The sequence below is a fragment of the Candidatus Methylomirabilota bacterium genome, assembly GCA_036001065.1.
In the GTDB taxonomy this organism is placed as follows: Bacteria; Methylomirabilota; Methylomirabilia; order Rokubacteriales; family CSP1-6; genus MNEF01.
In genome coordinates, this window is sequence record DASYUQ010000078.1 from 1 (window position 1) to 22,228 (window position 22,228).

33 protein-coding genes and 1 pseudogene are annotated in these 22,228 nt (G+C 66.7%); 24 read left to right on the forward strand and 10 right to left on the reverse strand.

What is annotated here, in order from left to right:
- Positions 1 to 313 precede the first annotated feature (313 nt).
- Positions 314 to 979, reverse strand: a complete 666-nt coding sequence (locus tag VGV13_06795; protein ID HEV8640787.1) for a hypothetical protein — start codon at positions 977 to 979, stop codon at positions 314 to 316.
- A gap of 221 nt (positions 980 to 1,200) precedes the next feature.
- Between VGV13_06795 and VGV13_06800 the strand changes: the two genes are divergently transcribed.
- The 13 genes from VGV13_06800 to VGV13_06860 all read left to right on the forward strand — a co-directional run bounded on the left by VGV13_06800 (position 1,201) and on the right by VGV13_06860 (position 10,601).
- Entirely contained in the window at positions 1,201 to 2,103 is a 903-nt protein-coding gene (locus tag VGV13_06800; GenBank protein HEV8640788.1) for a polysaccharide deacetylase family protein, read from the forward strand.
- A 42-nt stretch (positions 2,104 to 2,145) separates the two neighbouring features.
- Complete coding sequence (locus VGV13_06805; protein HEV8640789.1) at positions 2,146 to 3,126, forward strand: acetamidase/formamidase family protein; 981 nt, start codon at positions 2,146 to 2,148, stop codon at positions 3,124 to 3,126.
- A gap of 11 nt (positions 3,127 to 3,137) precedes the next feature.
- Positions 3,138 to 4,184, forward strand: coding sequence for an ABC transporter substrate-binding protein (locus VGV13_06810; GenBank protein HEV8640790.1), 1,047 nt, complete (start codon positions 3,138 to 3,140; stop codon positions 4,182 to 4,184).
- A gap of 72 nt (positions 4,185 to 4,256) precedes the next feature.
- Positions 4,257 to 5,030 carry an ABC transporter ATP-binding protein gene (locus tag VGV13_06815; GenBank protein HEV8640791.1) on the forward strand — a complete coding sequence of 258 codons (774 nt, stop codon included), beginning with the start codon at positions 4,257 to 4,259 and terminating at the stop codon, positions 5,028 to 5,030.
- Positions 5,027 to 5,797 carry an ABC transporter permease gene (locus tag VGV13_06820; protein ID HEV8640792.1) on the forward strand — a complete coding sequence of 257 codons (771 nt, stop codon included), beginning with the start codon at positions 5,027 to 5,029 and terminating at the stop codon, positions 5,795 to 5,797. The genes VGV13_06815 and VGV13_06820 overlap by 4 nt, the downstream gene beginning before the upstream one ends.
- A 209-nt stretch (positions 5,798 to 6,006) precedes the next feature.
- The gene (locus VGV13_06825; GenBank protein HEV8640793.1) at positions 6,007 to 6,294 is read left to right on the forward strand and encodes a type II toxin-antitoxin system prevent-host-death family antitoxin; all 288 of its coding nucleotides are present in this window, start codon (positions 6,007 to 6,009) and stop codon (positions 6,292 to 6,294) included.
- A complete protein-coding gene (locus VGV13_06830; GenBank protein HEV8640794.1) occupies positions 6,291 to 6,689 on the forward strand; it encodes a type II toxin-antitoxin system VapC family toxin in 399 nt (132 codons plus the stop codon). Before VGV13_06825 ends, VGV13_06830 begins: the two co-directional genes overlap by 4 nt.
- Positions 6,690 to 6,802: 113 nt before the next feature.
- Entirely contained in the window at positions 6,803 to 7,600 is a 798-nt protein-coding gene (locus VGV13_06835; GenBank protein HEV8640795.1) for an SDR family NAD(P)-dependent oxidoreductase, read from the forward strand.
- Positions 7,601 to 7,655: 55 nt separating this feature from the next.
- Positions 7,656 to 8,123 carry a DUF433 domain-containing protein gene (locus tag VGV13_06840; GenBank protein HEV8640796.1) on the forward strand — a complete coding sequence of 156 codons (468 nt, stop codon included), beginning with the start codon at positions 7,656 to 7,658 and terminating at the stop codon, positions 8,121 to 8,123.
- Entirely contained in the window at positions 8,120 to 8,476 is a 357-nt protein-coding gene (locus VGV13_06845) for a DUF5615 family PIN-like protein (GenBank protein ID HEV8640797.1), read from the forward strand. The genes VGV13_06840 and VGV13_06845 overlap by 4 nt, the downstream gene beginning before the upstream one ends.
- Positions 8,477 to 8,489: 13 nt before the next feature.
- Positions 8,490 to 8,822 carry an ABC transporter substrate binding protein gene (locus tag VGV13_06850; protein ID HEV8640798.1) on the forward strand — a complete coding sequence of 111 codons (333 nt, stop codon included), beginning with the start codon at positions 8,490 to 8,492 and terminating at the stop codon, positions 8,820 to 8,822.
- A 28-nt stretch (positions 8,823 to 8,850) separates the two neighbouring features.
- Positions 8,851 to 9,609 (forward strand): ATP-binding cassette domain-containing protein, encoded by a 759-nt coding sequence (locus VGV13_06855; protein HEV8640799.1) that lies wholly within the window; start codon positions 8,851 to 8,853, stop codon positions 9,607 to 9,609.
- A 2-nt stretch (positions 9,610 to 9,611) separates the two neighbouring features.
- Positions 9,612 to 10,601: an ABC transporter permease gene (locus VGV13_06860; GenBank protein HEV8640800.1), complete on the forward strand. Its 990-nt coding sequence runs from the start codon at positions 9,612 to 9,614 to the stop codon at positions 10,599 to 10,601.
- 72 nt (positions 10,602 to 10,673) lie between these two features.
- Here the strand turns inward: VGV13_06860 and VGV13_06865 are convergent, their stop codons facing one another.
- Together VGV13_06865 and VGV13_06870 are read right to left on the reverse strand one after the other, a co-directional pair.
- Entirely contained in the window at positions 10,674 to 10,838 is a 165-nt protein-coding gene (locus VGV13_06865) for a hypothetical protein (GenBank protein HEV8640801.1), read from the reverse strand.
- 438 nt (positions 10,839 to 11,276) lie between these two features.
- On the reverse strand, positions 11,277 to 11,798 hold the full coding sequence (locus VGV13_06870) for a hypothetical protein (protein ID HEV8640802.1): 522 nt from the start codon (positions 11,796 to 11,798) through the stop codon (positions 11,277 to 11,279).
- 66 nt (positions 11,799 to 11,864) lie between these two features.
- Here VGV13_06870 and VGV13_06875 point away from each other — a divergent pair, with 66 nt between their 5' ends.
- Together VGV13_06875 and VGV13_06880 are read left to right on the forward strand one after the other, a co-directional pair.
- A complete protein-coding gene (locus tag VGV13_06875; protein HEV8640803.1) occupies positions 11,865 to 12,194 on the forward strand; it encodes a hypothetical protein in 330 nt (109 codons plus the stop codon).
- 9 nt (positions 12,195 to 12,203) lie between these two features.
- Positions 12,204 to 13,202 carry a TMAO reductase system protein TorT gene (locus tag VGV13_06880; protein ID HEV8640804.1) on the forward strand — a complete coding sequence of 333 codons (999 nt, stop codon included), beginning with the start codon at positions 12,204 to 12,206 and terminating at the stop codon, positions 13,200 to 13,202.
- Between the two features lie 51 nt (positions 13,203 to 13,253).
- Here the strand turns inward: VGV13_06880 and VGV13_06885 are convergent, their stop codons facing one another.
- The 4 genes from VGV13_06885 to VGV13_06900 form a co-directional block, all read right to left on the reverse strand.
- On the reverse strand, positions 13,254 to 13,715 hold the full coding sequence (locus VGV13_06885) for an RES family NAD+ phosphorylase (protein HEV8640805.1): 462 nt from the start codon (positions 13,713 to 13,715) through the stop codon (positions 13,254 to 13,256).
- Positions 13,712 to 14,146, reverse strand: coding sequence for an antitoxin Xre-like helix-turn-helix domain-containing protein (locus VGV13_06890; protein HEV8640806.1), 435 nt, complete (start codon positions 14,144 to 14,146; stop codon positions 13,712 to 13,714). Before VGV13_06890 ends, VGV13_06885 begins: the two co-directional genes overlap by 4 nt.
- Positions 14,147 to 14,330: 184 nt before the next feature.
- Positions 14,331 to 14,642, reverse strand: coding sequence for a hypothetical protein (locus VGV13_06895; protein ID HEV8640807.1), 312 nt, complete (start codon positions 14,640 to 14,642; stop codon positions 14,331 to 14,333).
- Positions 14,629 to 14,901: a BrnT family toxin gene (locus VGV13_06900; GenBank protein HEV8640808.1), complete on the reverse strand. Its 273-nt coding sequence runs from the start codon at positions 14,899 to 14,901 to the stop codon at positions 14,629 to 14,631. The genes VGV13_06895 and VGV13_06900 overlap by 14 nt, the downstream gene beginning before the upstream one ends.
- A gap of 210 nt (positions 14,902 to 15,111) precedes the next feature.
- Between VGV13_06900 and VGV13_06905 the strand changes: the two genes are divergently transcribed.
- On the forward strand, positions 15,112 to 15,279 hold the full coding sequence (locus tag VGV13_06905; protein HEV8640809.1) for an ABC transporter substrate binding protein: 168 nt from the start codon (positions 15,112 to 15,114) through the stop codon (positions 15,277 to 15,279).
- A gap of 178 nt (positions 15,280 to 15,457) precedes the next feature.
- Here the strand turns inward: VGV13_06905 and VGV13_06910 are convergent, their stop codons facing one another.
- From VGV13_06910 to VGV13_06920, 3 genes and pseudogenes are all read right to left on the reverse strand, one after another.
- Entirely contained in the window at positions 15,458 to 15,694 is a 237-nt protein-coding gene (locus tag VGV13_06910) for an ion channel (GenBank protein ID HEV8640810.1), read from the reverse strand.
- Positions 15,694 to 16,113 (reverse strand): hypothetical protein, encoded by a 420-nt coding sequence (locus VGV13_06915; protein HEV8640811.1) that lies wholly within the window; start codon positions 16,111 to 16,113, stop codon positions 15,694 to 15,696. Before VGV13_06915 ends, VGV13_06910 begins: the two co-directional genes overlap by 1 nt.
- Before the next feature lie 181 nt (positions 16,114 to 16,294).
- Positions 16,295 to 16,390 (reverse strand): annotated as a pseudogene (locus VGV13_06920) (ABC transporter ATP-binding protein).
- Positions 16,391 to 16,586: 196 nt separating this feature from the next.
- Between VGV13_06920 and VGV13_06925 the strand changes: the two are divergent.
- From VGV13_06925 to VGV13_06960, 8 genes are all read left to right on the forward strand, one after another.
- Complete coding sequence (locus VGV13_06925; protein ID HEV8640812.1) at positions 16,587 to 17,060, forward strand: peroxiredoxin family protein; 474 nt, start codon at positions 16,587 to 16,589, stop codon at positions 17,058 to 17,060.
- Positions 17,061 to 17,062: 2 nt separating this feature from the next.
- Positions 17,063 to 17,653: a TlpA disulfide reductase family protein gene (locus tag VGV13_06930; GenBank protein HEV8640813.1), complete on the forward strand. Its 591-nt coding sequence runs from the start codon at positions 17,063 to 17,065 to the stop codon at positions 17,651 to 17,653.
- A complete protein-coding gene (locus VGV13_06935; GenBank protein HEV8640814.1) occupies positions 17,650 to 18,636 on the forward strand; it encodes an ABC transporter substrate-binding protein in 987 nt (328 codons plus the stop codon). The genes VGV13_06930 and VGV13_06935 overlap by 4 nt, the downstream gene beginning before the upstream one ends.
- Positions 18,637 to 18,691: 55 nt before the next feature.
- Positions 18,692 to 20,671: a phosphotransferase gene (locus tag VGV13_06940; protein ID HEV8640815.1), complete on the forward strand. Its 1,980-nt coding sequence runs from the start codon at positions 18,692 to 18,694 to the stop codon at positions 20,669 to 20,671.
- 145 nt (positions 20,672 to 20,816) lie between these two features.
- Positions 20,817 to 21,059, forward strand: a complete 243-nt coding sequence (locus VGV13_06945) for a hypothetical protein (protein HEV8640816.1) — start codon at positions 20,817 to 20,819, stop codon at positions 21,057 to 21,059.
- 19 nt (positions 21,060 to 21,078) lie between these two features.
- Complete coding sequence (locus tag VGV13_06950; GenBank protein ID HEV8640817.1) at positions 21,079 to 21,291, forward strand: hypothetical protein; 213 nt, start codon at positions 21,079 to 21,081, stop codon at positions 21,289 to 21,291.
- Positions 21,292 to 21,420: 129 nt separating this feature from the next.
- Positions 21,421 to 21,621, forward strand: a complete 201-nt coding sequence (locus VGV13_06955) for a hypothetical protein (GenBank protein HEV8640818.1) — start codon at positions 21,421 to 21,423, stop codon at positions 21,619 to 21,621.
- A 44-nt stretch (positions 21,622 to 21,665) separates the two neighbouring features.
- Positions 21,666 to 22,228, forward strand: a 563-nt coding sequence (locus tag VGV13_06960; GenBank protein ID HEV8640819.1) for an ABC transporter substrate-binding protein, incomplete at its 3' end; no start/stop codon positions are given.

Below are 22,228 nucleotides of genomic sequence, written 5' to 3' on the forward strand. Positions count from 1 at the left end.
CTTTCCGTCAGCGTGCAGCTTGATTCGGGTGCGGAGGTCGTGCGTCGTTCCGGTGTAGAGCCGTTGATCTCGATCACTCCGCAACACGTACGTGTAGTACACGGCGCCTCCCTTGGCGCGAATAGTTGGAACGGCACTAGCTTGCTTGCATTCGCGCGGGGCTGGCACTCGCGCGCCGGGCATCTTCTTCGCCAAGCTCGATCGGGCCGCGGTCGACGCGCTGAGGCCGCCAGCATCGATCGGGCCATCTTCGGCGTCCCGTCGGAGGGCCGCGACAAGGTCGCGCCGCCGCTGGCGACCCGGCCGGGCGCGGCTACCGCTGCCTGGCCGGTGCGGTGGACACGCCCTGAGCCGGCGGCCCGACGGAGCGGAAGAGGAGCCCTGACGTGGAGACCCGGAGCTCGAGCTCGGCAGGCCCTCGCGCCGAGATGAAGGTCGCCGATCCGTACTCGGTGTCCACCACGCGCCCCAGGAAGGCGAGACTCCGGGCGAGCTGGAACATGTCCACGGGCGTGGGGCGCGCGAGGGTGAACATCCGCCGCGGCTTCGTCTGCTCGTCCTCGAGCCGGTCGTAACGCCCCGAAACGCGGTCGAGCTGGTACGCGGTGTGGAGCCCCAGGATGTTGGCGCGCGGGTGCCACTTGACGATGTGCGCGTCCACGTAGAGGGCGTTCCCGGTGAGCTCGTAGAGCTCGCGCCGCCCGTCGGGGAAGGTGAACGTCGCCATGAACCGCTCCGGCCCGGTCGGTCGCGTCACGACGATCGCCGCCACCACCTCGCGCGTCAGGGCCCGGTACCCTTGCATCGCCACGCTGAGGGTGGCGGCCAGCGCCGCTAGGGCCAGGAAGAGGACGGCGAGCACGAGCGCCAGGCTGGTTCCGATCCAGCGCCGCTTCCGCACGGCCGCCAGCGCCGTCACGAGCAGGACGACGCTCAGCAGGGCGAAGGCGGCCATGACGAGCACCAGCGGCTCGGGCATACCACCAACCTAGCGTGCACCACGCACGCGGAGCAAGTCTTGTGGGCGCCGCGACGCCGGGCCCGGGAGCGCCTTCCTGAGGATCCCCACGCCCTGGACGAGGGCCCGCGCTCCGCCCGTGATCGGACGCGCGCCCGCAGCGTCAAGTACCTTGAAGTTCAGTCAAGGCTGTGCACAATGTCATGACCACCGAGACCACAAGGCCAGATCTGGGGGGCCCGATGCTTTCGTTGCCAAGTCACAACCGGTACGACTTTTCCCCCATCCAGAAGCGCAAAGACTACAGCTGGCCGGGGGGCAAGCGCCTGGCGTTCTATGTCGCGCTCAACATCGAGCACTTCGCGTTCGGGACCGGCCGGGTCCTCGATCCGACGAACCGCGGCGGGCCTCCGACGCAACGCAATTTCGCCTGGCTCGACTACGGCAACCGGGTTGGGATCTGGCGCCTGTTCGGTATGCTCGATCAATTGAAGCTGCCCGCCACGATCCTCCTGAACGGCCAGGTCGCCGAGCTTTACCCGGACATCGTCGAGAAGATCAGATCGCGCGACGACGATGTGCTCGGCCATGGTCGTACCAACAGCGAGCTGCTGACTGGCCGGTGGGAGCACGACGAAGCGCGCATCATCGCCGAAACGACGGCGGCGATCGAGAAGCACGTCGGCGTGCGGCCGACGGGTTGGATGGGGCCCGGCGCGGCGGAATCGAACGTCACGCCCGATCTCCTCAAGGAAGCCGGGTACACGCATATCCTCGATTGGCCCATGGACGACCAGCCGCTCTGGATGCGCACCCGTTCGGGTCCGATCCTCTCGATCCCCTATCCGCTGGAGCTCAACGACGCGGGCACGCTGGCCCAGCGCGACCATACCGGCCGGGAATTCGCCGACATGGTCGTCGACCAGTTCGACGAGTTGGTCGAGCAGTCCGAGCATTACCCGCTCGTGCTCGGCTTGTCGCTCCACGGCTACATCGTGGGGCAGCCCTTCCGGGCTCGCCCGCTCCATCAGGCCTTGAAGCACTGCGTCCAGCACAAGCTCAAGGATCGCGTCTGGTACACGCGGGCCGGGGAAATCGCAGACTATTGCTTCAAGCTGCCCCCAGGGACCGTTCTCGGGGGCTGATCAGGCTTCATCGGCTTTGCATCCAGTGCAAGAGGTGCTCAAATGGCGAAAGCGCGAGAGTCGCTACGCAGCGAAGCAAAGCACCATCACCTTCCCGCCTCGCCCGAAACTGCGCACTGGGGCTTCCTGGATCCGAAGCTGAAGCCCGTTCTGACCATAGACTCCGGGGACAGCGTCACGATCGATTGCGTGTCGGGCAACCCGGAAATGATGCCGCCGAAGGAGCTCGGCTTTCAGATCCTGCCGGAGCATCTCGAGATTCATCGAAGGGTGACGAAGGGCACGGGGAACCACATCTTCACCGGCCCGATCTACGTCGAAGGGGCGGAGCCCGGCGACGTCTTGGAAGTGCGCGTTCACGATATCGCGCTGCGCCAGGACTGGGGGTGGAACGTCTTCCGTCCCCTCGTGGGCACGTTGCCCGACGATTTCCCATACTACCGCTGTATACATATCCCGCTCGATCGCCAGGCCATGACCGCGACCATGCCGTGGGGCCTGAAGATCCCCATCCGTCCCTTCTTCGGGCAGCTGGCGGTCGCGCCGCGGCCGGAATTCGGCCGCCAGAACAGCAAGGAGCCGCGCGAGTTCGGCGGGAACATCGACTGCAAGGAACTCACCGCCGGCAGCACGATCTATCTTCCCGTGTGGACCAAAGGCGCCCTCTTCTCGACCGGCGATGGGCATGCCCTCCAGGGCGATGGCGAAGTGTGCGGCACCGCCATAGAGACGGCGTTGACGGGCACCTTCGAGTTCGTCGTGCGCAAGGACTTGAAGTTGGCCATGCCGCGCGCCGAGACGCCGACGCATTTCATCACGATGGGGCTTGATGTCGATCTCGACGACGCGGCGGTCCAGGCCCTTCGCGCGATGATCGACTGGCTTGGCGCGCTGCTCGGGCTCTCGAAAGAGGACGCCTATTCCTTCTGCAGCTTCATCGTCGATCTGCACATCACGCAAACCGTCAATAACGTGAAGGGCGTTCACGCGATGGCCGAGAAGCGACTGATCGGGAAGGCGTGAGGGGGGGGCAGATGCGCGACGCAAAGCGTTCGGCCGTCATGGCTGTGGTGGTGTTCTTGTCGGTGATTCCGGCCGGCGCGCAATCGGTCGAGAAGAGCAACATCTCCTTCATGCTCGACTGGACGATCGCCGGCACGCATGCGCCGTATTTCATCCCCCTGGACAAGGGCTACTACAAGGCCGAGGGCCTGAACGTGAAGATCGACCGCGGGACCGGCGCCGGAAACACGGCGAGCAATGTGGCGTCGGGAGTCTACGATTTCGGCTGGGCGGACGTCACGACCTTGATCACCTTCAACGCCCAGAACCCGACCAAGGAGTTGACGCTCGTCTACATCAGCTTCCAGGACGCCCCGTTGGCGATCGTCAGCTTCAAGTCGGCGGGCATCAGGACGCTGAAGGATCTCGAGGGCAAGACCGTCGCCGATCAGCATGGCAGCGCCGCGGGGGCGGTCATCAACGTCGTGACGAAGGCCGGCACGCCGGACGAGATCAAGATCACTCGCAAGTTCGTCACGCCACAGCTCCGCGAGCCGATGCTGATCCGTCGTGACGTCGATGCGATCCTCGCGTTCGACGTCTCGAGCATCATGACGCTCGTCGACCTCGGTGTGCCGCGAGATCAGATCTCGGTGCTGAGGTATGCGGATATCGGCTTCGACGTGTATGGCACCGGTCTGTGGGTCAGGCGTGACTTCCTCGAAAAGAATCCCCGTACGGTCGCGGCCATGGTGCGGGCCATCAACAAAGGCACCAAGGATGCCATCGCCAATCCCGGCGCGGCGGCGGAGGTGATGACCAAATACGCTCCGTTGCTCAAGACGGACATCGAGTGCCAGCGTCTCCTCATCGCCCTCGACCATCATCTAAACCCGGACGTCGCCAGATATGGCTTGAGCCACGTCGATCCCAAGAAGATGCAGAAGACGATCGAGCAGGTGGTGCACGTGCAGAAGTTCGAGCGCACGCCGGCGCTCGATCATGTGTGGACCGACCGCTTCCTTCCCCCGCAGGCGGAGCGGATGGCTCCCCCGCTCGGCAGGTGCGGGCCGAAATAGACGATGCCTTCGGTGGCCGCGGGGGCGGAGCTGCGGCCGAGGGGGAAGGCCCTGCCTGCTGACCGGGAGCCCATCATACGACTCGAGGGGGCCAGCCTGGTCTATGGTGGTCCCCAGGGCGTGGTAGCTCTGATGGATGCCAACCTCCGGATTAACGCCGGGGAGTTGGTCGTGGTGGTGGGGCCGAGCGGTTGCGGGAAGTCGTCGCTCCTGAAGCTCGTGTCCGGGCTCCACCCGGCCCGGAGCGGTTCGGTGTACGTGGCGGGCCGGCCGGTGACGGGACCGCTGAAGATCTGCGGCATGGCGTTCCAGAATGCCATGCTGCTGCCCTGGCGGACGACGATCGGCAACGTCCTGCTGCCGCTCGAGATCGTCGATTCGCACGCCGCGCGCTTTCGCCGGCATCGCGCCGAGTACGAGGCGCAAGCGCGCGAGCTCCTGGCCACGGTCGGACTCGCTGGCTTCGAGGACAAGTATCCCTGGCAGCTGTCCGGCGGCATGCAACAGCGGGCGTCGCTCTGTCGTGCCCTCATCCACTCGCCGGAACTGCTCCTCCTGGATGAGCCATTCGCCTCGCTGGATCCGTTCACGCGCGAAGAGTTGTGGGATGTCGTGCAGGATCTGTGGCTCGAGCGCAGGCCGACCGTGATCCTGGTCACGCACGACCTGCGTGAGGCCGTCTATCTCGCCGATACGGTCTACGTCATCAGCCCGCGGCCCGGTCGTGTGCTGTCTCGCACCACGATCGACTTGCCGCGGCCGCGCCGGTTGGCGGATACCTACAAGCCGGAATTCATCGACTTGAGCCACGCCCTGCGCGAGCAGATCGCGACTGGTCGTCCGTGAACGGCCTCCTGACCAGGCGCCTCTTGCCGTGGTCGACCACCCTGGGGTTGTTGGTCCTGTGGCAGTTGGTCTGCGTGGTGCTGCGGGTCGATACCTTCATCCTGCCCTCGCCGCTGGAAGTGTCGCGTTCGCTGGCGCAGAACACCGAGCTGATCATGTTCCACGCCCTGCAGACGTTGATGACCACGGTGGCGGGATTTGCCCTGGGCGTCGCGGCGGGAATGGCGCTGGGGCTGCTGCTCGGAACATCGCGGACCGTCTATGACGGTCTCTATCCGGTGATGATCGGCTTCAACTCGATTCCCAAGGTCGCCATCGTGCCGGTGCTGGTCATCTGGTTCGGCATCGGCACCGTTCCCGCGATTCTCACGGCGTTCGTGACGGCCGCGTTTCCCATCGTTGTCAATGTCGCGACCGGACTCGCCACCATCGAGCCGGAGTGGCAGGACGTGCTGCGCGTCCTGGGCGCGCGCAAATGGCAGATTCTGATGAAGATCGGCATTCCGCGGGCGCTGCCGTACTTCTTTGCGTCGCTGAAGGTCGCGATCACGCTGGCCTTCGTTGGCTCGGTGGTGGCGGAAACCGTGGCGGCGAACGCGGGCATCGGCTTCCTCATGATGACGGCCAGCGGCCGCTTCGACGTGCCGCTCGTGTTCGCGGGGCTTGTCGTCGTCGGCGCCATGGGCATCCTCATGTACGAGGTCTTCGCACGGCTCGAGCGGCGGCTGACCTTCTGGGCCATCCGCAGCGGCGACCTCGTCACCTAGGGAACCACCGTGCCGCTCGGGCGGGCGGCGCGCACCTCGGCGCGCGGGCGCATCCCGAGGATCGAGCGCGGTGAGGACGAAGACCTGCGCGCCCCGGGCGAGGTCCTTGACGCTGGCCTGCTCGCCCTGGCGCGGGTAGTAGCCGGACCCGCCGGCCTGGCGGCGCAGCGCTCAGCCGAAGCGCGGCATGATGTGCTACCATGTGCTACATGCGCCACCCCAGAGCGGATGTGGGAGTTCGAGAGCTGAGACAGAACTTGAGCGTCTACCTGAGGCGAGTCAAGAGGGGCGAGACCTTGGAAGTGAGAGAGCGGGGACATCGCGTGGCGGTCCTGGCCCCCGCCGGCGCGAAGGCAACGGCCCTCGACCGCCTCATCGCCGCCGGGCGAGCCACACCGGCCGGCGGCGACCTGCTGGCCCTGGGTCGGCCCCTGGGCAAGCGCCCATCGCGTCGCGCCAGTCGGGCACTGGCCGGGCTCCGTGAAGAGCGTCCGTGAGCCTGGTGTATCTCGACTCGTCAGCGCTGGTGAAGCTCGTCGTCCGCGAGCCGGAATCCGCGGCGCTCATGGAGTTCCTCCGCGAGCGCCCCGATCGGGTGTCGAGCGCCCTCGTCCTCGCCGAGGTGCCCCGCGCCTTGCGCCGGGCGAGGTTCGGGGCGGCCGTGCGCCGCCGAGCCCGCGAGATCCTCGCGCGGGTCGCTCTGGTGGACATCGACCGGCGCGCCCTGGCCGCCGCAGCCGCGATCGATCCTCCGACCGTGAGAACCCTCGACGCGATCCACCTCGCCACCGCGCTCGGCCTTCGCGAGGACCTGGCGGCCCTGGTCACCTACGATCGCCGCCTCGCCGTGGCCGCCGAGCGCGCCGACCTCCACGTGCAGGCACCCGTCTGAGCCGATCGCGCCGCCGGCCCGTCGGCCTCGGACCTTGCCAATTCAGGCCCGCTCCGTTTATATAAGGGCCTCAGATCTATAAGGGCCTCGGATCTCGCTGGAGAGGAGCCCGGATGCGTCTCAGAGACAAGGTCGCCGTCGTCACCGGCGCCGGCCGCGGCATCGGCCAGGCCATCGCGCTCGCTTACGCCCGCGAGGGCGCGCACGTCGTCGTCAACGACATCGATCCGGCCACCGCCGAGGCGACGGCGGCTGAGGCCGCGCGCCTGGGCTCCAAGTCGCTCGCCGTTGCCGCCGACATCGCGAAGCCCGCGGACATCGCGCGCCTGATCGAGACGACCGTGCGCGAGCGGGGGCGCGTGGATATCGTCGTCAACAACGCAATGAGGATCGTCCCCGGCAAGCTGGAGGAGCTGCCGGAGGCGTCGTGGGACACGACGATGAACATCGGCCTCAAGGGCGCCTTCCTCGTCAGCCAGGCCGCGGCGCGCCACATGATCCGCCAGCGCTCCGGCTGCTTCGTCAACATCGCGTCCGTCGCTGGCGTGTTTCCCTACAACTGGGCCGGCGCCTACAGCGTGGTGAAGGCCGGGCTCATCATGCTGACGCAGCTCATGGCCCTCGAGTGGGCGCCCTACGGCATCCGCGCCAACGCGATAGCCCCCGGCTACATCCGCACGCCGGGTACCGAGGGCATGTACGCCGACCAGGAGATCTACGAGGGCCGGCGCAAGGGCGTGCCCATGGGGCGCGTTGGCAGCGGCGACGACGTGGCCCCTGTGGCCGTCTTCCTCGCTTCCGACGAGGCGCGCTACACGACCGGCTCGCTCGTCGGCTGCGACGGCGGTCAGGCGGTCGGCTACTACCTGTCCGTCCCCGGGCGCCGCTTCTCGGGCGGGCGCATCGACTGAGCGCGGAGGGTGGCAATAGGTTGTAACCGACTGTCTTACGTTGTAAGCTCAGCACATGCCGGGTAAGTCGTCGAGCCGGTACCGGAAGCCGCGCCGCTCCGAAGGCAGCGTATCGACCACCATGCGGCTGCGGCGTTCCGTCCGTGAGAACCTCGAAGGCTGGGCGGCGCGAAGTCGCCGATCGGTGTCGGAGATCGCGCAGGAGCTGATCGAGGAGGGCATCCGCATGCGGGAGTGCCCGGGTATCTACTTCGCCACGGAGCCTGCCGGCCGGAGAGCAAACATCGCCGGGACGGGGCTGGCGGTGTGGGAAGTCCTTCGTGATTACGTGCGCGACCGGAATCTCAAGCGGGTCCAAAAGGCGTTTCCGCATCTGTCACAAACCCAGATCACATCGGCGCTGCTGTATTACAGCCGCTACACCGATGAAATCAACCGAGAAGTCGAGGCCAACGCAGCGCTGACTCCCGAAGAAATTGAGCGACGGTTTCCCGGTCTAATGCGCTTCGTCAGCATTGATTGAAGCTCTACCTCGACGCGAACCTGTCGCCGCGGATCGCGGCGACGCTGCGCGCGCGGGGGATCGGTGCCGTGAGCGCGCACGAAGTCGGCCATACGCAGCTCGACGACCGCGCTCAACTCCGGCACGCGACACGCAATGAGCGGGTCATCGTTACCTGTGACATCAGGGACTACGCGGCGTTGACGGCGGAGACGATCGCCAGCAATGAGTCGCACGCAGGGATCATCCTCGTCCCCTCCAGCGTTCGGACCGACGAATTCGGGACGATCGTCAAGGGCCTCGGCCGAATCGTCCGGCAATATCCGGACGGCCTGGCCGATACGGTTGTTTATCTGACTCGGTCTCGGATATAAGAAGCTTCGTGGCTTGGACTTCCAGGCTTTTGAGGCGCGCAGCCCTGAGGACCTGGCGAGCGCCTACTCAGCGATGACCAGGTGGCGCGCCAGTGCCCTTGCCACGCTCAATGACGCGATGTTCTTCAGCCAACGCGAACGCGTCGTGGAGCTTGCGGCGAAGAACCGACTGCCCGCCATGTACCCCGGGGTCGAATTCGTGCAGGCAGGTGGCCTCATGTCCTATGGGCCGGACTTCCATTATCTGTTTCGGCGTGCCGCCATCTATGTCGACAAGATCCTCAAGGGCGCGAGGCCCGCGGACCTCCCGATCGAGCAGCCAACAAAGTTCGGGCCGATCAGGTGATCGAGTGACGTCCACACCATTTGTCGAGATGCGCGGCATCAGCAAGGCCTTCGGCGCCGTGCGGGCGCTCGGCGGCGTGGACCTCGAGCTCCAGGCCGGCGAGGTGCTGGGCCTGGTCGGCGACAACGCCGCCGGCAAGTCCACGCTGATGAAGGTCCTCACCGGCGTGCACCGCCCCGACGCGGGCGAGATCCTCTTCGAGGGCCGGCGCGTCGTCTTCCACTCGCCGCGCGACTCGCGCGCCCTCGGCATCGAGATGATCTACCAGAACCTGGCGCTGGCCCCGAACCTCGACGTCGTCGCCAACGTCTTTCTCGGCCGCGAGGTGACGCGCGCGGCGCTGCCCCACGCCGTGGAGTGGCTCGACGAGCGGCGCATGGAGTCCGAGACGCGCGCGCTGCTCGGTCGCCTGCGCATCAACATCGACTCCGTCCGGCGACAGGTCGAGCGCCTGTCGGGCGGCCAGCAGCAGGCCGTGGCCATCGCGCGGGCCGTGGCCTTCCAGGCGCGCGTCGTCATCATGGACGAGCCCACGGCGAGCCTCGCGGTGAAGGAGGTCGGCAAGGTCCTCGATCTCGTCGTGCAGCTCCGCGCCAAGGGCGTGAGCGTCATCCTCATCAGCCACCGGCTCCAGGACATCTTCACCGTGGCCGACCGCGTGATGGTGCTGCGCGGGGGCCAGCGCGTGGCCGTCCGGCGGATCGGCGAGACCACGATGGACGAGGTCGTCAAGGCGATCGTCGGCGCTGAGGCGAGCGGCGTGAGCCACCTGGCCTCCGGCCGATGAGCGTGGCGGACCCGGCGGAGCTGACGGTCGAGGCAACGCCCGCGCGCGGGCGCCTGGCCGACTGGGCGAGCGCGGCCACGTGGTCGCGCGTGGGCCTGCCGGCGGTCATCGTCGCCATGATCCTCGTCTTCTCATTCCTCAACCCGAACTTCTACAGTGCGACGAACCTGCGAAACGTCGCCCGCCAGACGGCGATCCTCGGCATCACCGCCTGCGGCCAGACGATGGTCATCCTCTCGGGCGGCTTCGATCTCTCCGTCGGCATGGTCATCGGCCTCATCTCCGTTGCCGGGTCGCTCGCCATGATCCAGCTCGGGCTCTGGCCGGGGATGCTCGCAGGTGTGCTCATGGGCGTGGCCGTCGGCGCGCTGAACGGCTTCATGGTCGCCAGGGCGGGGCTGCCGCCCTTCATTGCCACGCTGGCGATGTTCTCGGCGGCGCGCGGCCTGGCGCTGATCCTCTCGGGCGGCCTGCCCATCACCGACCTGCCGCCCGACTACCGCTGGCTCGGCGCCGGCCACGTGCTGACGCTGCCGCTGCCTGCGGTCATCGCGGCCGTCGCATTCCTGGGCTGCCATCTCCTCATGAAGAAGACGCGCTTCGGGCGCTACGTGTATGCCATCGGCGGCAACGAGGAGGCGGCCGTGTACTCCGGCGTGCCCGTGGCGCGCTACAAGGTGAGCGTGTGGGCGCTGCACGGTCTGCTGGTCGGCGCCGCCGCGGTCATCCTCACCTCGCGCGCGGTCTCCGGCCACGCCACGCTCGGCGAGGGCGCGGAGCTCGAGTCCATCGCAGCGACGGTCATCGGCGGCACCGCGCTCGGGCGCGGGCGGGGCAGCATCTTCAACACGCTGCTCGGGGTGGTGGCCATGGGCATCCTCACCAACGGCCTCAACCTCATCAACGTGTCGACCTATTACCAGATGGTGGCGATGGGCGTGATCATCGCCGGCGCGGTGTACGTGGACCAGTGGCGCCACCGTCAGCGGTGAGATGTGTCGGGCGATCTAAGGACCCTTCGAAGGACGGGCCGGGGGCGCTGATGGCCCCCGGCCGCTTTCGTCTCACAGCCGCGTGAGCTGACCAGACCGGATGAGATCGACTAGGACGTTCCACTCCGTCTTTTGGAGAACGACGGTGTTCTCGTCCTCGCCGATACAGATAGTGTCGCCCTCGACGACGACCTCCGGACAGGCCGTGCACGAGGGGCAGAGCGAGAATCTTTCCATGGTGCGTCACCTCCCTTCGCTTCGATGTGCGGGCATACGGCGGCCAGGCGCCTATCAGTCGAGCGCCAGGAGCTGAGGATGCTGCGCACCCCGGCGAGCATGCCCTCGAGGTCCGCGACCTTCTGCTGCAGGAGCGCTCGGATGTGGACGCAGGGGGCGGAGCCCGCACGCCGGAGCGCCACGATGCGCCTGATTTCGGCGAGCGTGAGCCCCAGCCGGCGGGCCTGACTCACGAACGTCAGCAGCCTCAGCACGTCGGAGTCGTAGTATCGGTAGCCGGATGGCGTGCGCCGGGGGGCCGTGAGAATCCCGCGCGCTTCGTACAGCCGGAGCGCCTTGCGGCTGAGGCCGCTGCGCGCCGCTACCTCCCCGATGAGCAGTCCGTTGTCCCCCATGAGAGGAGCATAGCCCTTGCCCCAAGGGGCAAGGTCAAGAGGCTCAGCGCATGCGCTTGGCGCGGAACTCGCCTTCGAGCTTCCAGGTCTGGCCATCCGGCTCCAGCACTTCGCCGATCCAACGGAACGAGTCTGGCGTGATCTCGGTGAACACCCAACGGATCGGCGTGCCATTCCCGTGAGTGCCGACCTGGACGACGTCCTGGCCGCTCCGACGGCCGATCAGTTGGTCACGGCTGCCTGTCACCGGATCGATCCACGTGACACGCCAGGCCTGCATCGATGGGTCCCACACGCGGAGCGTCGTACCGTACATGTTCCTGGTCTTGCCCGGGTCCGCCGTACGCTCCGAACGCCGGGGCATGATCCAGACGTCCTGCACGGCGCGGCGTTCGAGCACCCAGCCGAAGTGGGCCTCGCCCGTGCTGCCGCGCGCGTCACGGCCAGCGTAATGGTGGACGTCCAGCTCCCAGCTTCCGATCAGCCATCCGTACGCATCCGCCGTTTCGGGGATTTCGGGCGAGCGGCCCGGAGCCGCCATCACGGCCTGAAAATCCTCTTTCATCGTCAGCCCTCCTTGCGGCCCTCCAGTGTGCTAAAAGTCTTATACGGCACCCCGGGAGACGAATTCTTGGCGAAAATTGCGGTCGAAGTGGAGTGGGCTTTGGCGCGGCGCGCCCTGAACGGTGCCCCGGGCCATACCACGGCCCGCGTGCTGGCCCACGGCGACGGCTGGACGGTGGCCGATGTGGTCTGTACTTCCGGCCTGCACGATCATCCGTTCGAAGAGCGGCACCCGCACGTCAACATCGCCATCGTCGCGGCGGGCACGTTTCAGTACCGCTCCGCGGCGGGTCGCGAGCTGATGACACCAGGCTCGCCCTTACTCGGCAACGCGGGCCAATATTTCGAGTGCGGGCATGAACAGGGCGCGGGAGACCGCTGCCTCGCGTTTGGATAGGAGGCTCATATGCGACGCATCCTGACGGCGTGGATCGGAGTGGCGGCGCTGGCGCTCGTGGCAGGCGCGGGGCTGGCGGCCGAGGAGCCCATCAAGCGCCCGCCCAAGCCGGCCAAGAGCTACCGCATCGGCGTGCTCGAGCCCAACATGGCCATCCCGCACTTCGTGGCCCAGGCCTACGGCTTCGTGGACGAGGCCGAGAAGCTCGGCGCCAAGGTCATCCTCTACGACGCGGGCGAGCACAAGAACGTGGCCAAGCAGGTCTCCCAGATGGAGGACCTGATCGCCAACAAGGTGGACGCCATCTGCATCGTGCCCGGCACGACGGCGACGGCGGTGGCCCAGATCGACCAGGCCCTCGCCGCGGGCATCCCCGTGGTCAACGTCAACATCATGAGCGACAACCCCAAGGTGCTCGGGCGCATCCGCTCCGACGACTACGAGCTGGGGCGCCTGCAGGGCGAGTACATCGTCAAGGGGCTCAGAGGGCAGGGCAACGTCGTCATGATCAGCGGTGTGAGCGGCAACAGCGCCTTCATCCTGCGCGCCAAGGGCTTCAAGGAGTACGTGGCCAAGCACCCCGGCATCAAGGTGCTCTCCGAGCAGTGGACGCCCAACGCCACCGACAAGGGCCTCAAGCTCATGGAGGACTGGAGCCAGGCCTTCCCCAAGATCGACGCCGTCTACTCGGGCGGCGACCGCCTGACCATCGGCGCCGTGCAGGCGCTCCTGGCCCAGGGCAAGAAGCCGGGGCAGGTGATCGTCACGACCGTGGACTACAACGACGACACCGAGAAGCTCGTGCGCGAGGGCTGGATCTCCGCGGCCATGGTGCAGGTGCCCGTCACCATGGGGCGCTGGGGCATCCGGGTGGCCATCCTCGCGCTGGAGAAGAAGCCGATCCCCGACAAGCTCTTCACGCCGATCTTCGTCGTCACCAAGGAGACCGCCGACCAGGTGGACATCACGGCGGTGCGCCAGCCGAAGGGGTGGCGGCCGCCGATGTGAGGTGGACAGGCCAGCGGGGCGGATCGGCGAGCGGCTTCTTGCCCGGGCCGCTCAGCCGCGCCGCAGGCGTGCATCGAAGCGGAAGGCCTCGGGGGCGCCTACCCGGATGCGTTTGAAGCGGGAGTGCAGGGGATTGAGCAGGTAGTTCAGCTCCTGGGGGATGACGGCCGAGGGCACGGCGAGCACCGCACTTTTCAGCTCGCGCGCCCAGCGCGTTCCGAGTTCGGCGAGCGCCTCCTGCGCGGGGTAGCTCCGCCAGTTCGCCGGAAGCTCGGACGGCGGTAGCCGGGAGATGGTCAGCGTCTCGGGAATGTCGGCCGCGATCGCGACCAGGTCGCCCGGCGGCTGCGGCCGCTCGAGATTGACGAAGATCTCGAGGGCGGCCAGCGCCAGGCTCGCCGAGGTGTAGACGACCGGGATGCCCGGCCGGGTACAGCGGCCCCCGTGACGGCGGGCCCCTTCGCCGTCGAAGGCCGCGTGCCGGGCGCGCGTGATCCGCCAGACGCGGATCAGCTGTAGACGCCGTGCTCGATGCGACCGAGGATCCGCTCGACCTGCTGCGCCCCGAGGTCGGTATCGAGCAGATCGAGGGGGCGGACCTGGCCGAGCGCCCGGACGGTTCCGCGCAGCCAGGCGCCCGCCCGCTCCCGGCTGCCCAGCACCTCTTCCGCCCGGGCCGCCACCCGGGCCAGGCGCAGGAGCCGGTCGGACTCATCCGCGCTCAGCCGGCGCGCCTTCTTCCGCCGGGCCAGCGTGCGGGGCGGCAGGTGCAGGACGCGGACGAGGGTCTCCTGGGGAATCTCGAAGCGGGTGGCGATGGTCTCGAGGGCCGCGTAGGGGAGTCCCGTGCGGGCCGTGTCGATGATCGCCTCGTACGTGGCCCGGCGCTTCCTGAGCACGCCCTGGCCGCCCAGCGCCTGGACGAGCCGCGCGGTCGAGATCATCCGGCGAGCCTCCTCTGCAACTTGGCACAGATGCTACCGCCATGTGGCATCGAGGTCAACCGACCGATAGAGCTCCAGAAGGTGGGAAAGGCGGTCTGCGTGGGGCGGGACCCTGGCGCCGCGTGGCGGAGAGCGAGTAATGCCCAAGAGCGTCGAGCGGGACGATACGGGGTAGACCAGGCACTCAACCGCGAGCCGCACGAGCGGGCTTGCGCTTCTTCGGCGGCCCGCTAGCGCGTTTCGTCGGCTTTAGTGCCCTGTTAGACAGCCCACCCTTTCCTCGGACGGCGCGGGTAGTATTGAGAACGCCTCGAAGCGCCTCGTTGACCGCGGCATCGGAAGGGAAGGCCTCAGCGACTTCCGGCTCGAGCAGGACAAGATTGCTTCCATCCTTTCGAAGCCGCGCGGCGTACTTCCCCCGTACGCCACCCTTCATCGAGGCAAAGTCGTACTCCGGCCGGAGCTCGTCGTAATCTGGTGGACTATTTTTGCTCATAGAATGCTCGCTCGCGCCTCGTCGCTCGTCGGGCGCTGACGATGCGGATTGTGTCGTCACGTTCGGCGTGCGCGACGACGAGGAGCCGGCCGCGCGTCGACGCTCCAATCGTCACGAAACGCCGTTCCCCCGTCGAGTGGCTCTCGTCGGGAAAGGTCGTCGAAAGCGGATCTTCCAGCACGGTCGCAGCCTCAGGGAAGCTCACGCGGTGCTTCTTTAGGTTCGCAGCAGCCTTTGCGGGATCCCAAGTGAAGTGCACCTCGCCAGTATAGAACTCGCCCGGCTCATCTCAGTCACGTCGATAGCGACGTATTGCCCGGGATACCGTATCTCAAAGTCCGCACGACACTTTTCCGCGTAAATCTTCTCTTCCGGTCAAGCGATTGATCGCGGGTCGGCCGGATAAAGCTCCATGCCCGGAGAGTAGCACACCACGCTGACGGTCCGGCCGTCCACCAGAGCCGGTCGCATGTCGGCGAAGCATGTCCAGCGGATCCTGGCGGGTACTCACCCCAAGGACCTCCCGGTCGAGAACTACGACAAGATCGAACTCGCCCTCAATCTCCGCACCGCCCGGGAGATCGGCCTCACGATCCCGCCGTCTGTCCGCATCCGGGCGGCCAAGGTTATCGAGTAAGTCGCCGTTTCGGTGACCGGCGTCAGACCAGCCTGCCCCTAAAACCACAGGACCCGGCGGCGCAGGTCGAAGTCGGAGAGCAGAGCGCGGGGTGGCCCCTCGTGGGGGCAGGCGCTTGTCGCGTCGCGCCAGTCGAGCACTCGCGAAGGTCCGTGAAGAGCGTCCGTGGTGAACTCGTCTACCGACGAGACAGCGCGTTCGACACGATTCCAATGAGGACGGCGAACAAAGCGCCGCCGACCAGCATAAACGGAACGGAGAGCGCCTTGACGTGCAAGATTCGCTTCTGAAGCTCTTCTTTGTCCGTATCCCAGCCGGAAGGTACCCAGTTGCCGTAGTCGACGGTCGTAATGGTCTGGACAGAATAGTTGAGAGCTTCGGTCATGGAACCCACCGTCAGGCTCGATCCGAACATCAGCCAGTGGTAGGCGGAGGTAAAGATGACGGTAACCGCAAGGAGACAGCTGAGGATGGCTCGAGTACTTTCCTCCGTGCCTCCTCGTCAAGATCGCCACTATAGCTGCGGCTCGCGCGGACGACGAGCCGAGCAGTCCGAAGAATCCAGTTGATGCCAAACCAGCCTGCGATGAAGGCCAGCAGGCTGTAGTAGCCGACGACGAGGACAGGGGGGAGACTGTTCAGCGCGCCAGAGGGGATGAAGTATGGGATGATCGCGGCGCAAGCCACGAATAGAAGCAGGGGCAAGTAGTGACGCACCAGGGCCTGCGCCGAGCGGGTGGCGGCCGTCACCTGCTCGGCCTGCTCTTCTGAGGTAATCGTGAGCCTCATCGTCACGAGCCCCTCGGGGTGCCGTTCTGGATCTGGGGTCGCCATCGCTTCGCCTCCCGCTACCGCAAAGTATATCCGCGTTCGGCGGGCCGCCAGGTAACTCTCATGGAGTGTCCAATAGAAGATACAGTCGCCCTTTCGGTGACCGGCGCCAGGCCGGCCGCCCCTAGAACCACAGCCTCCGGCGGCGCAGGTCGAAGTAGGAGAGCAGGGCGCGGGCCGGGCCCTCTTGGGTCGCGCTGCCGCGACCGTCGCGGCCCATCCGGCCGATGGCCAGGTTCTCGGCCACCGTCAGGTTGGGGAAGACCCGCCGCCCCTGGGGTCATCGCCGGCGCGGTGTACGTGGACCCGTGGCGCCACCGGCAGCGCTGACGAGGTAGAATGGGCCCGGAACGAGCGCTGACGTGTGAGCGCGGAAAGGGACGGGCATGGTGACTCTCAGGAGACGAATGGTCGGCGGGGTTCTGTTGGGCGCCGCACTCGCGGTGACCTGGGTCGTCGTCGGCCCAGGGCCGGTCATGGCAGCGGAGGTGGGCGAGCGAGCGCCCGACTTCAGCCTGGCGAGCACCTCTGGCGGCGACGTTTCCCTGAACGACTTTCGGGGCAAGAAGTTCGTGCTCCTCGAATTCTACGGCGCAGACTTTGCTCCCACGTGAGCGGCGAACCTGTCGGCCAGGAAGGCCGACTACAAGCGCTTCGAAACCCTCGGTGTCCAGAACCTCGCCGTCAGCGCCAACACGACCTTCTCGCAGCAGGTCTTCGCCGAATCCCTGAAGCTGCCGTACCCGCTGCTCAGCGACTTTCCCGAGCGGAAGGTCATGCGCAGCTACGGGGTCCTCAATGACAAAACGATGACCGCCCACCGGTCGTTTTTTCTCATCGATCCGCAGGGCATCATCCGCAAGAAGTGGATCATCGAGAACGGGCCGACGACGGTGGTGTATAGCGAGACCCTGCTGCGGGAGATCCGGGAAGTCGTCGGAAAGCGCTGACGATGCCGGCGGGCCGCTCGGCGGCGATGGGGGGCGGGTGGAGGTCCCGGCTCGCGGGGGGGCTGCTCGTGGTGGCCGCCTGGAGTCCCGCGGGCGCCGACCAGCCGGCGGTGGCGTCACTGCTCGAGCCCCTGGCCCTCGTCGGCTATCGCGCCGGCACGATGCCTCCCCACTTCAGTGGCCGCACCCTCGACGCCCGGCAGCTCTCGATGACGGAGCTCCGCGGCAAGGTGGTTGTCGTGAACTTCTGGGCGAGCTGGTGTCTCGAGTGTCGCCCCGAGATGCCCGTGCTGGAGCGGCTCCACCGCGAGTTCGCGTCGCGGGGGCTCGCGATCATCGGGATCAACGCCCGCGAGGGCAGGGACGCAGTCGGGCGCTACGCCAAGGAGCTGGGCCTGACGTTCCCGCTCGTGCTCGATCCGGGCGGTCAGATCAACGCCCTGTACGGCGTGATCGGTCTCCCGACGACGTTCGTCGTCGGGCGGGACGGGCGCGCCGTGGCGTTCGCCGTGGGGTCGCGCGAGTGGGCGAGCGCGCCGGCCCGGGCGCTCATCGAGGCGCTGCTGGCCGAACCGGCCCCGCGCCTGCCGTGACGAGCCTTCCGCGGCGTCAGGTGTTGCTCGGGATCGTCCTCGCCGCCGGCGAGCTGATCGGCCGTGATGTCGTGGCCGAGGCGGCGCGCCTGGTCAAGATCGGGGCGCTGACGGAATCATGGGGACCGACGCCGGCCATCATCGGGCTGCGCGACGGCCTCCAGGAGCTCGGCTACCGCGAGGACCAGGACTTCACGATCGGGGTGCGCTTCACCGAAGGCAAGCCCGCCGACCTTCCCGCGGCCGCGCGCGACCTCGTCCGGCACGGGGTGGACATCATCGTGACGACCGATTCCGGCACTGCGGCCAAGGCGGCCCAGACGGCGACGAATCGGATCCCGATCGTCTTCATCGGTGGGAGCGACCCGGTTGGATTGGGACTGGTGCAGAGCTTCGCGCGGCCGGGCGGCAACGTCACGGGGATCGCCGATCTGGACGTCGACCTGGCGCCGAAGCGGATGGAGATCTTTCGCGAGCTGGTTCCTGGTCTGAAGCGGATCCTGCTGCCCTACGACGCGACGAATCCGTATATGGTCGCGCATCTGGCGGTGCACCGCGACGCCGCCCGGCGTCTCGGTCTCACGCTCGTGGAGCGGCCTCTGCGGAGCGAGGAGGAGGCGCGGGCGGCGATCACCGGACTCCGGAAGGGTGAAGCGGACGGGATCTTCTCGCCCCGGTTCCTCTCCTTGAACATCCCCGGGTTCATCCTTGAGATCGCGCCCCGGGGGGTAATCCCGACGATGTTCCACGGCGCGTTCTGGGTGGAGCGGGGCGGCCTGGCCTGCTACTCCGCGAACGACCGCGAGCTGGGCAAGCAGGCGGCGCGCCTCGTCGACGGGATCCTCAAGGGGGCGAAACCGGCCGATCTTCCGGTCGAGCAACCGACGAAGTTCGAGCTGGTCATCAACCTGAAGACCGCCAAGGCCCTCGGCCTGCCCATTCCGCCGTCCCTGCTGTCGCGGGCGGACCGCGTCATTCAGTGAGGGCCGTTTAAGCGGGCGGTAGGGCCTAGGGGCTGTTTGCGATAAGCTCGTCGGGATGCCGGGATATCCGCTCGCCGTCTTTCTCCCCGCGGCCGGCCTCGGCGAACGGCTGAGACCGGTCACGAATTACCTGCCCAAGCCGCTCCTGCCAATCCTCGGCAAGCCGATCATCGAGCGCATTCTGGAGAGACTCACGGCGGTCTGCGACGGCCAGATCGGCATCAACCTGCACTGGAAGGCCGATCTGCTGCGCGCCTGGGCCGTGACCTCGCCCTGGCGCGACCGAATCACGTTCTTTCCAGAAGACCCGATCCTCGGCACCGGCGGCGCGCTCAAGAACGCCGAATCCTTTCTGTCCGGGGGGCCCTTCATCGTCCACAATTCGGATATCCTCCTGGACATCGATTTCTCCCGCCTGATCGAGGAGCATCTCTCCTCGGGCAATACCGCGACGCTCGTGTGCCACCGCTTGCCGCATTTGAGCAACGTGGTCGTCGATGGGAACGGCCAGGTGCTGGACGTGGAGAACCCCGGCGCTTCGAAGCCGGACCCGTCGACCATCGCCGACAAAGTCGCCTATACCGGCATCGCCGTCTATTCGCCAGGGATCCTGACGTTTCTTCCCGCGGGTGTCTCCCATGCCACGGTCGCCTGGATCGCCGCGTCCAAAGCCGGCCGGAAGGTCCGGGCCATGGACTTCACCGGCTGCTACTGGAACGACGTGGGGGATCCCACGACCTATGCGAGGGGTGTCCTCGACGCTCTCCGGGAAGACGGCGAGACGGTCTATCTCTCCTCCGCCGCCCGCTGTGGGCGCATCGAGCTCGACGGTTATGTCGTCCTGGAGTCCGGCAGCGAGATCCGGGATGGATCGCGGATCAGAAACTGCATCGTGATGCCGGGGGCCGACGTCTCGGGACGTCATGAAAACGGGATCATCGGACCGGGTTACCTGATCTCCCTCGCAGAGTCCGACATGCAGCCGTCGCTCCATGCCGCCGAGAAGAAGCGGCTCCCCCTGAGCGATCCGCTCCTGGCCCGGCATTTCGGCGTTCACACCACGGACGCCCGCGGATCGACGCCCGCTCCCGACTCTGCCGTCTGGTGCGATGCCATTCTCATCGGTCTCGGCGGATCGGACCGACGGTACTTCCGCGTGCGGCACGACGGTCGGACCGCGGTGCTGATGGAATGCCGCCCGGAGGATCCGGACTTCGAACGGCATCTCGCGTACACCGGCTTCTTCGCCCGCCACGCGGTCCCGGTGCCTGAGCTCCTCTCGGCGGATAGCGCGAACAAGCGTGCCCTGTTCGAGGACCTGGGCGATACCTCGCTGTACGCGTATCTCAAGCTCCCCCACGACACCCGGAGCGTCGAGCGGGTCTATCGTGGCGTCCTCCGGCGCCTCGTCACGCTCCACACGACGGCCACGCGGCACGTCCACGAGTGCCTTCTCCTGAAAACGCGGATCTTCGATTACGACTATTTCAGGTGGGAGACGACGTATTTCCTCGACCGCTTCGTTACGGGGCTCCGCCAGCACGCCATCACGAACCGGCCCGCCATCGACGAGGAGCTCCACCGTCTTTCCCAGCGAGTCGATGCCCAGGCCAAGGGCATCATCCATCGCGACTTCCAGTGTCAGAACATCATGATCACCGCCGGCGTGCCCCGATTCATCGACTACCAGGGCGCGCGCATGGCGCCGCCCGCCTATGACGTCGCCTCGGTGCTCTGGGACCCCTACTATCGGCTCGAGGACCCGATGCGCGAGCGGTTGCTCGCCTACTACGTGGGCGAGATGAAGGCCGATGCGTTCACGGCGTTCGATGAATCGAGCTTTCTGCAGAGCCTGATCCCTTGCCGTCTCCAACGCCACATGCAGGCCCTCGGCGCCTACGGATTTCTCGCCGAGGTGAAGGGGAAGAAGTACTTCCTCAAGCACGTCCCCGAAGCGCTCAGGCTGCTCAAAGCGGAAGCCGCCGAGGCGCGGCGGGAGTATCCGGAGCTTGCCCGCCTGACCGCGTCGCTCTGATGCGGGAAGCACCAGAACGTGGCCAAGCAGGTCTCGCCGATGGAGGACCTGATCGTCACCACGCCGCGGCCCTGACCGCGTTGTCTACGTTTCTGGACATTTTCGCCGACCGGCCGGTCTGGTATTCGAGCGTGGGGAAGCCCGCGTGGACTTCGAGCTGCTCGGCGAAATCAGAAATATTGAGCTGATCGCAAAAGGCAGCAGGCTTCGCGTCAGGCGCTTTTTACAACGGAGATATGGTGGCGGGCGGTGGCGAAAGCTGAAGGGCATCGCCACCGTCCGGTTGGTCGATGGTAGGATACGCGAAGCGGAGATCCATTGGTATGAGGCGCACGGTGTCGGTCGAACGGGCTTCAAAATCATCCGGTTCTTCCCTGAGACGTGGTAAGCGGGTGAGCTCCAGGACGATGTATGTCGTCTGCATTTACAATAAGAACAATCCGGAGTCGCTCGAGCTGCGGAAGGTCTATCGGGCAATGCATGATGCCGAAGGCGCAAAGCACGGCTATATCCGCGTCATTGATGAGGATGGCGAAGGCTACCTCTATCCGAAGAGGCACTTCCTCCAGGTAGCCTTGCCGAAGTCGCTCCCGAAGACGGCCAGAAAAGTCTTCGCGTAGTCAGCCGCCCGTCACCCCCGGCGGTACCAGGGGAGCATCCACGGCTCGGTGGCCCCGGCGGCTGGGCTTGACTCACCCGCCCGCCGAGTCTAGCGTAACGCCAGCCACCGCCGACACGGGAGAGTGCCGATGAAACTCAAGGTCGCGACCGTCCAGATGACCACCGACGACCGGGACAAGGCCCGCGTCATCGTCGCCACGGCTCCCGACCGCGAGTGCGTGACGGTGACGACGATCGACCTGGCCCAAATCGACGAGGTCAAGTACCGCTACCCCCTGATGCTGCAGCGCCGCCCGTCGATGTACGGCCTCATCGCCCGCGACCAGTAACCCCTCGGCGAGGGCCGTGGTGGTTTGACACTAGGAGGACACTCATGTGTCGTGCCGTCGCATTTGCAGCCGTGCTCCCGATCGTCCTGGGTTTGGCCGCGCCTGTCTCCGTCGGCGCCCAGACCAAGGGCGACACCGTCGTCTACGCCCTGCAGTCGGACGTCAACACCTGGGATCCGCCCAACTCGGTGCTTCGCGAGGCCATCATCCTCGGGTACAACGTGTTCGACCACCTGGCCGCCCGCGACACCAAGACGGGCAAGGTGGGCCCGAGCCTGGCCGTGTCCTGGAAGGCGCTCAACGACACGACCTGGGAGGTCAAGCTCCGCAAGGGCGTGAAGTTTCACGACGGCACGCTGTTCGGCGCGAAGGACGTCAAGGCTACGTTCGAGCGCGTGCTGAATCCCGAGAACAAGCTCACCGCCCGCGGGAACCACGCCAAGATCAAGACGATAGAGGTCGTCGACGACCTCACCGTTCGCTTCAAGACCGACGGTCCGTACCCGCTCTTCGTCGAGCGGATGACCGCGCAGGTGATCCAGTCCGAGAAGGCGATCCGCGAGAAGGGCCACGAGTGGCTGCAGGAGAACCCGATCGGCACCGGGCC

Excerpts from the sequence above, each read along its gene's own strand:
- VGV13_06795 (HEV8640787.1), bottom strand. The coding sequence starts at position 979 with ATGCCCGAGCCGCTGGTGCTCGTCATGGCCGCCTTCGCCCTGCTGAGC.
- VGV13_06800 (HEV8640788.1), top strand. The coding sequence starts at position 1,201 with ATGCTTTCGTTGCCAAGTCACAACCGGTACGACTTTTCCCCCATCCAG.
- VGV13_06805 (HEV8640789.1), top strand. The coding sequence starts at position 2,146 with ATGGCGAAAGCGCGAGAGTCGCTACGCAGCGAAGCAAAGCACCATCAC.
- VGV13_06810 (HEV8640790.1), top strand. The coding sequence starts at position 3,138 with ATGCGCGACGCAAAGCGTTCGGCCGTCATGGCTGTGGTGGTGTTCTTG.
- VGV13_06825 (HEV8640793.1), top strand. The coding sequence starts at position 6,007 with ATGCGCCACCCCAGAGCGGATGTGGGAGTTCGAGAGCTGAGACAGAAC.
- VGV13_06835 (HEV8640795.1), top strand. The coding sequence starts at position 6,803 with ATGCGTCTCAGAGACAAGGTCGCCGTCGTCACCGGCGCCGGCCGCGGC.
- VGV13_06840 (HEV8640796.1), top strand. The coding sequence starts at position 7,656 with ATGCCGGGTAAGTCGTCGAGCCGGTACCGGAAGCCGCGCCGCTCCGAA.
- VGV13_06855 (HEV8640799.1), top strand. The coding sequence starts at position 8,851 with ATGCGCGGCATCAGCAAGGCCTTCGGCGCCGTGCGGGCGCTCGGCGGC.
- VGV13_06865 (HEV8640801.1), bottom strand. The coding sequence starts at position 10,838 with ATGGAAAGATTCTCGCTCTGCCCCTCGTGCACGGCCTGTCCGGAGGTC.
- VGV13_06870 (HEV8640802.1), bottom strand. The coding sequence starts at position 11,798 with ATGAAAGAGGATTTTCAGGCCGTGATGGCGGCTCCGGGCCGCTCGCCC.
- VGV13_06880 (HEV8640804.1), top strand. The coding sequence starts at position 12,204 with ATGCGACGCATCCTGACGGCGTGGATCGGAGTGGCGGCGCTGGCGCTC.
- VGV13_06890 (HEV8640806.1), bottom strand. The coding sequence starts at position 14,146 with ATGATCTCGACCGCGCGGCTCGTCCAGGCGCTGGGCGGCCAGGGCGTG.
- VGV13_06895 (HEV8640807.1), bottom strand. The coding sequence starts at position 14,642 with ATGAGCAAAAATAGTCCACCAGATTACGACGAGCTCCGGCCGGAGTAC.
- VGV13_06905 (HEV8640809.1), top strand. The coding sequence starts at position 15,112 with ATGTCGGCGAAGCATGTCCAGCGGATCCTGGCGGGTACTCACCCCAAG.
- VGV13_06910 (HEV8640810.1), bottom strand. The coding sequence starts at position 15,694 with ATGTTCGGATCGAGCCTGACGGTGGGTTCCATGACCGAAGCTCTCAAC.
- VGV13_06915 (HEV8640811.1), bottom strand. The coding sequence starts at position 16,113 with ATGGCGACCCCAGATCCAGAACGGCACCCCGAGGGGCTCGTGACGATG.
- VGV13_06930 (HEV8640813.1), top strand. The coding sequence starts at position 17,063 with ATGCCGGCGGGCCGCTCGGCGGCGATGGGGGGCGGGTGGAGGTCCCGG.
- VGV13_06940 (HEV8640815.1), top strand. The coding sequence starts at position 18,692 with ATGCCGGGATATCCGCTCGCCGTCTTTCTCCCCGCGGCCGGCCTCGGC.
- VGV13_06950 (HEV8640817.1), top strand. The coding sequence starts at position 21,079 with ATGTATGTCGTCTGCATTTACAATAAGAACAATCCGGAGTCGCTCGAG.
- VGV13_06955 (HEV8640818.1), top strand. The coding sequence starts at position 21,421 with ATGAAACTCAAGGTCGCGACCGTCCAGATGACCACCGACGACCGGGAC.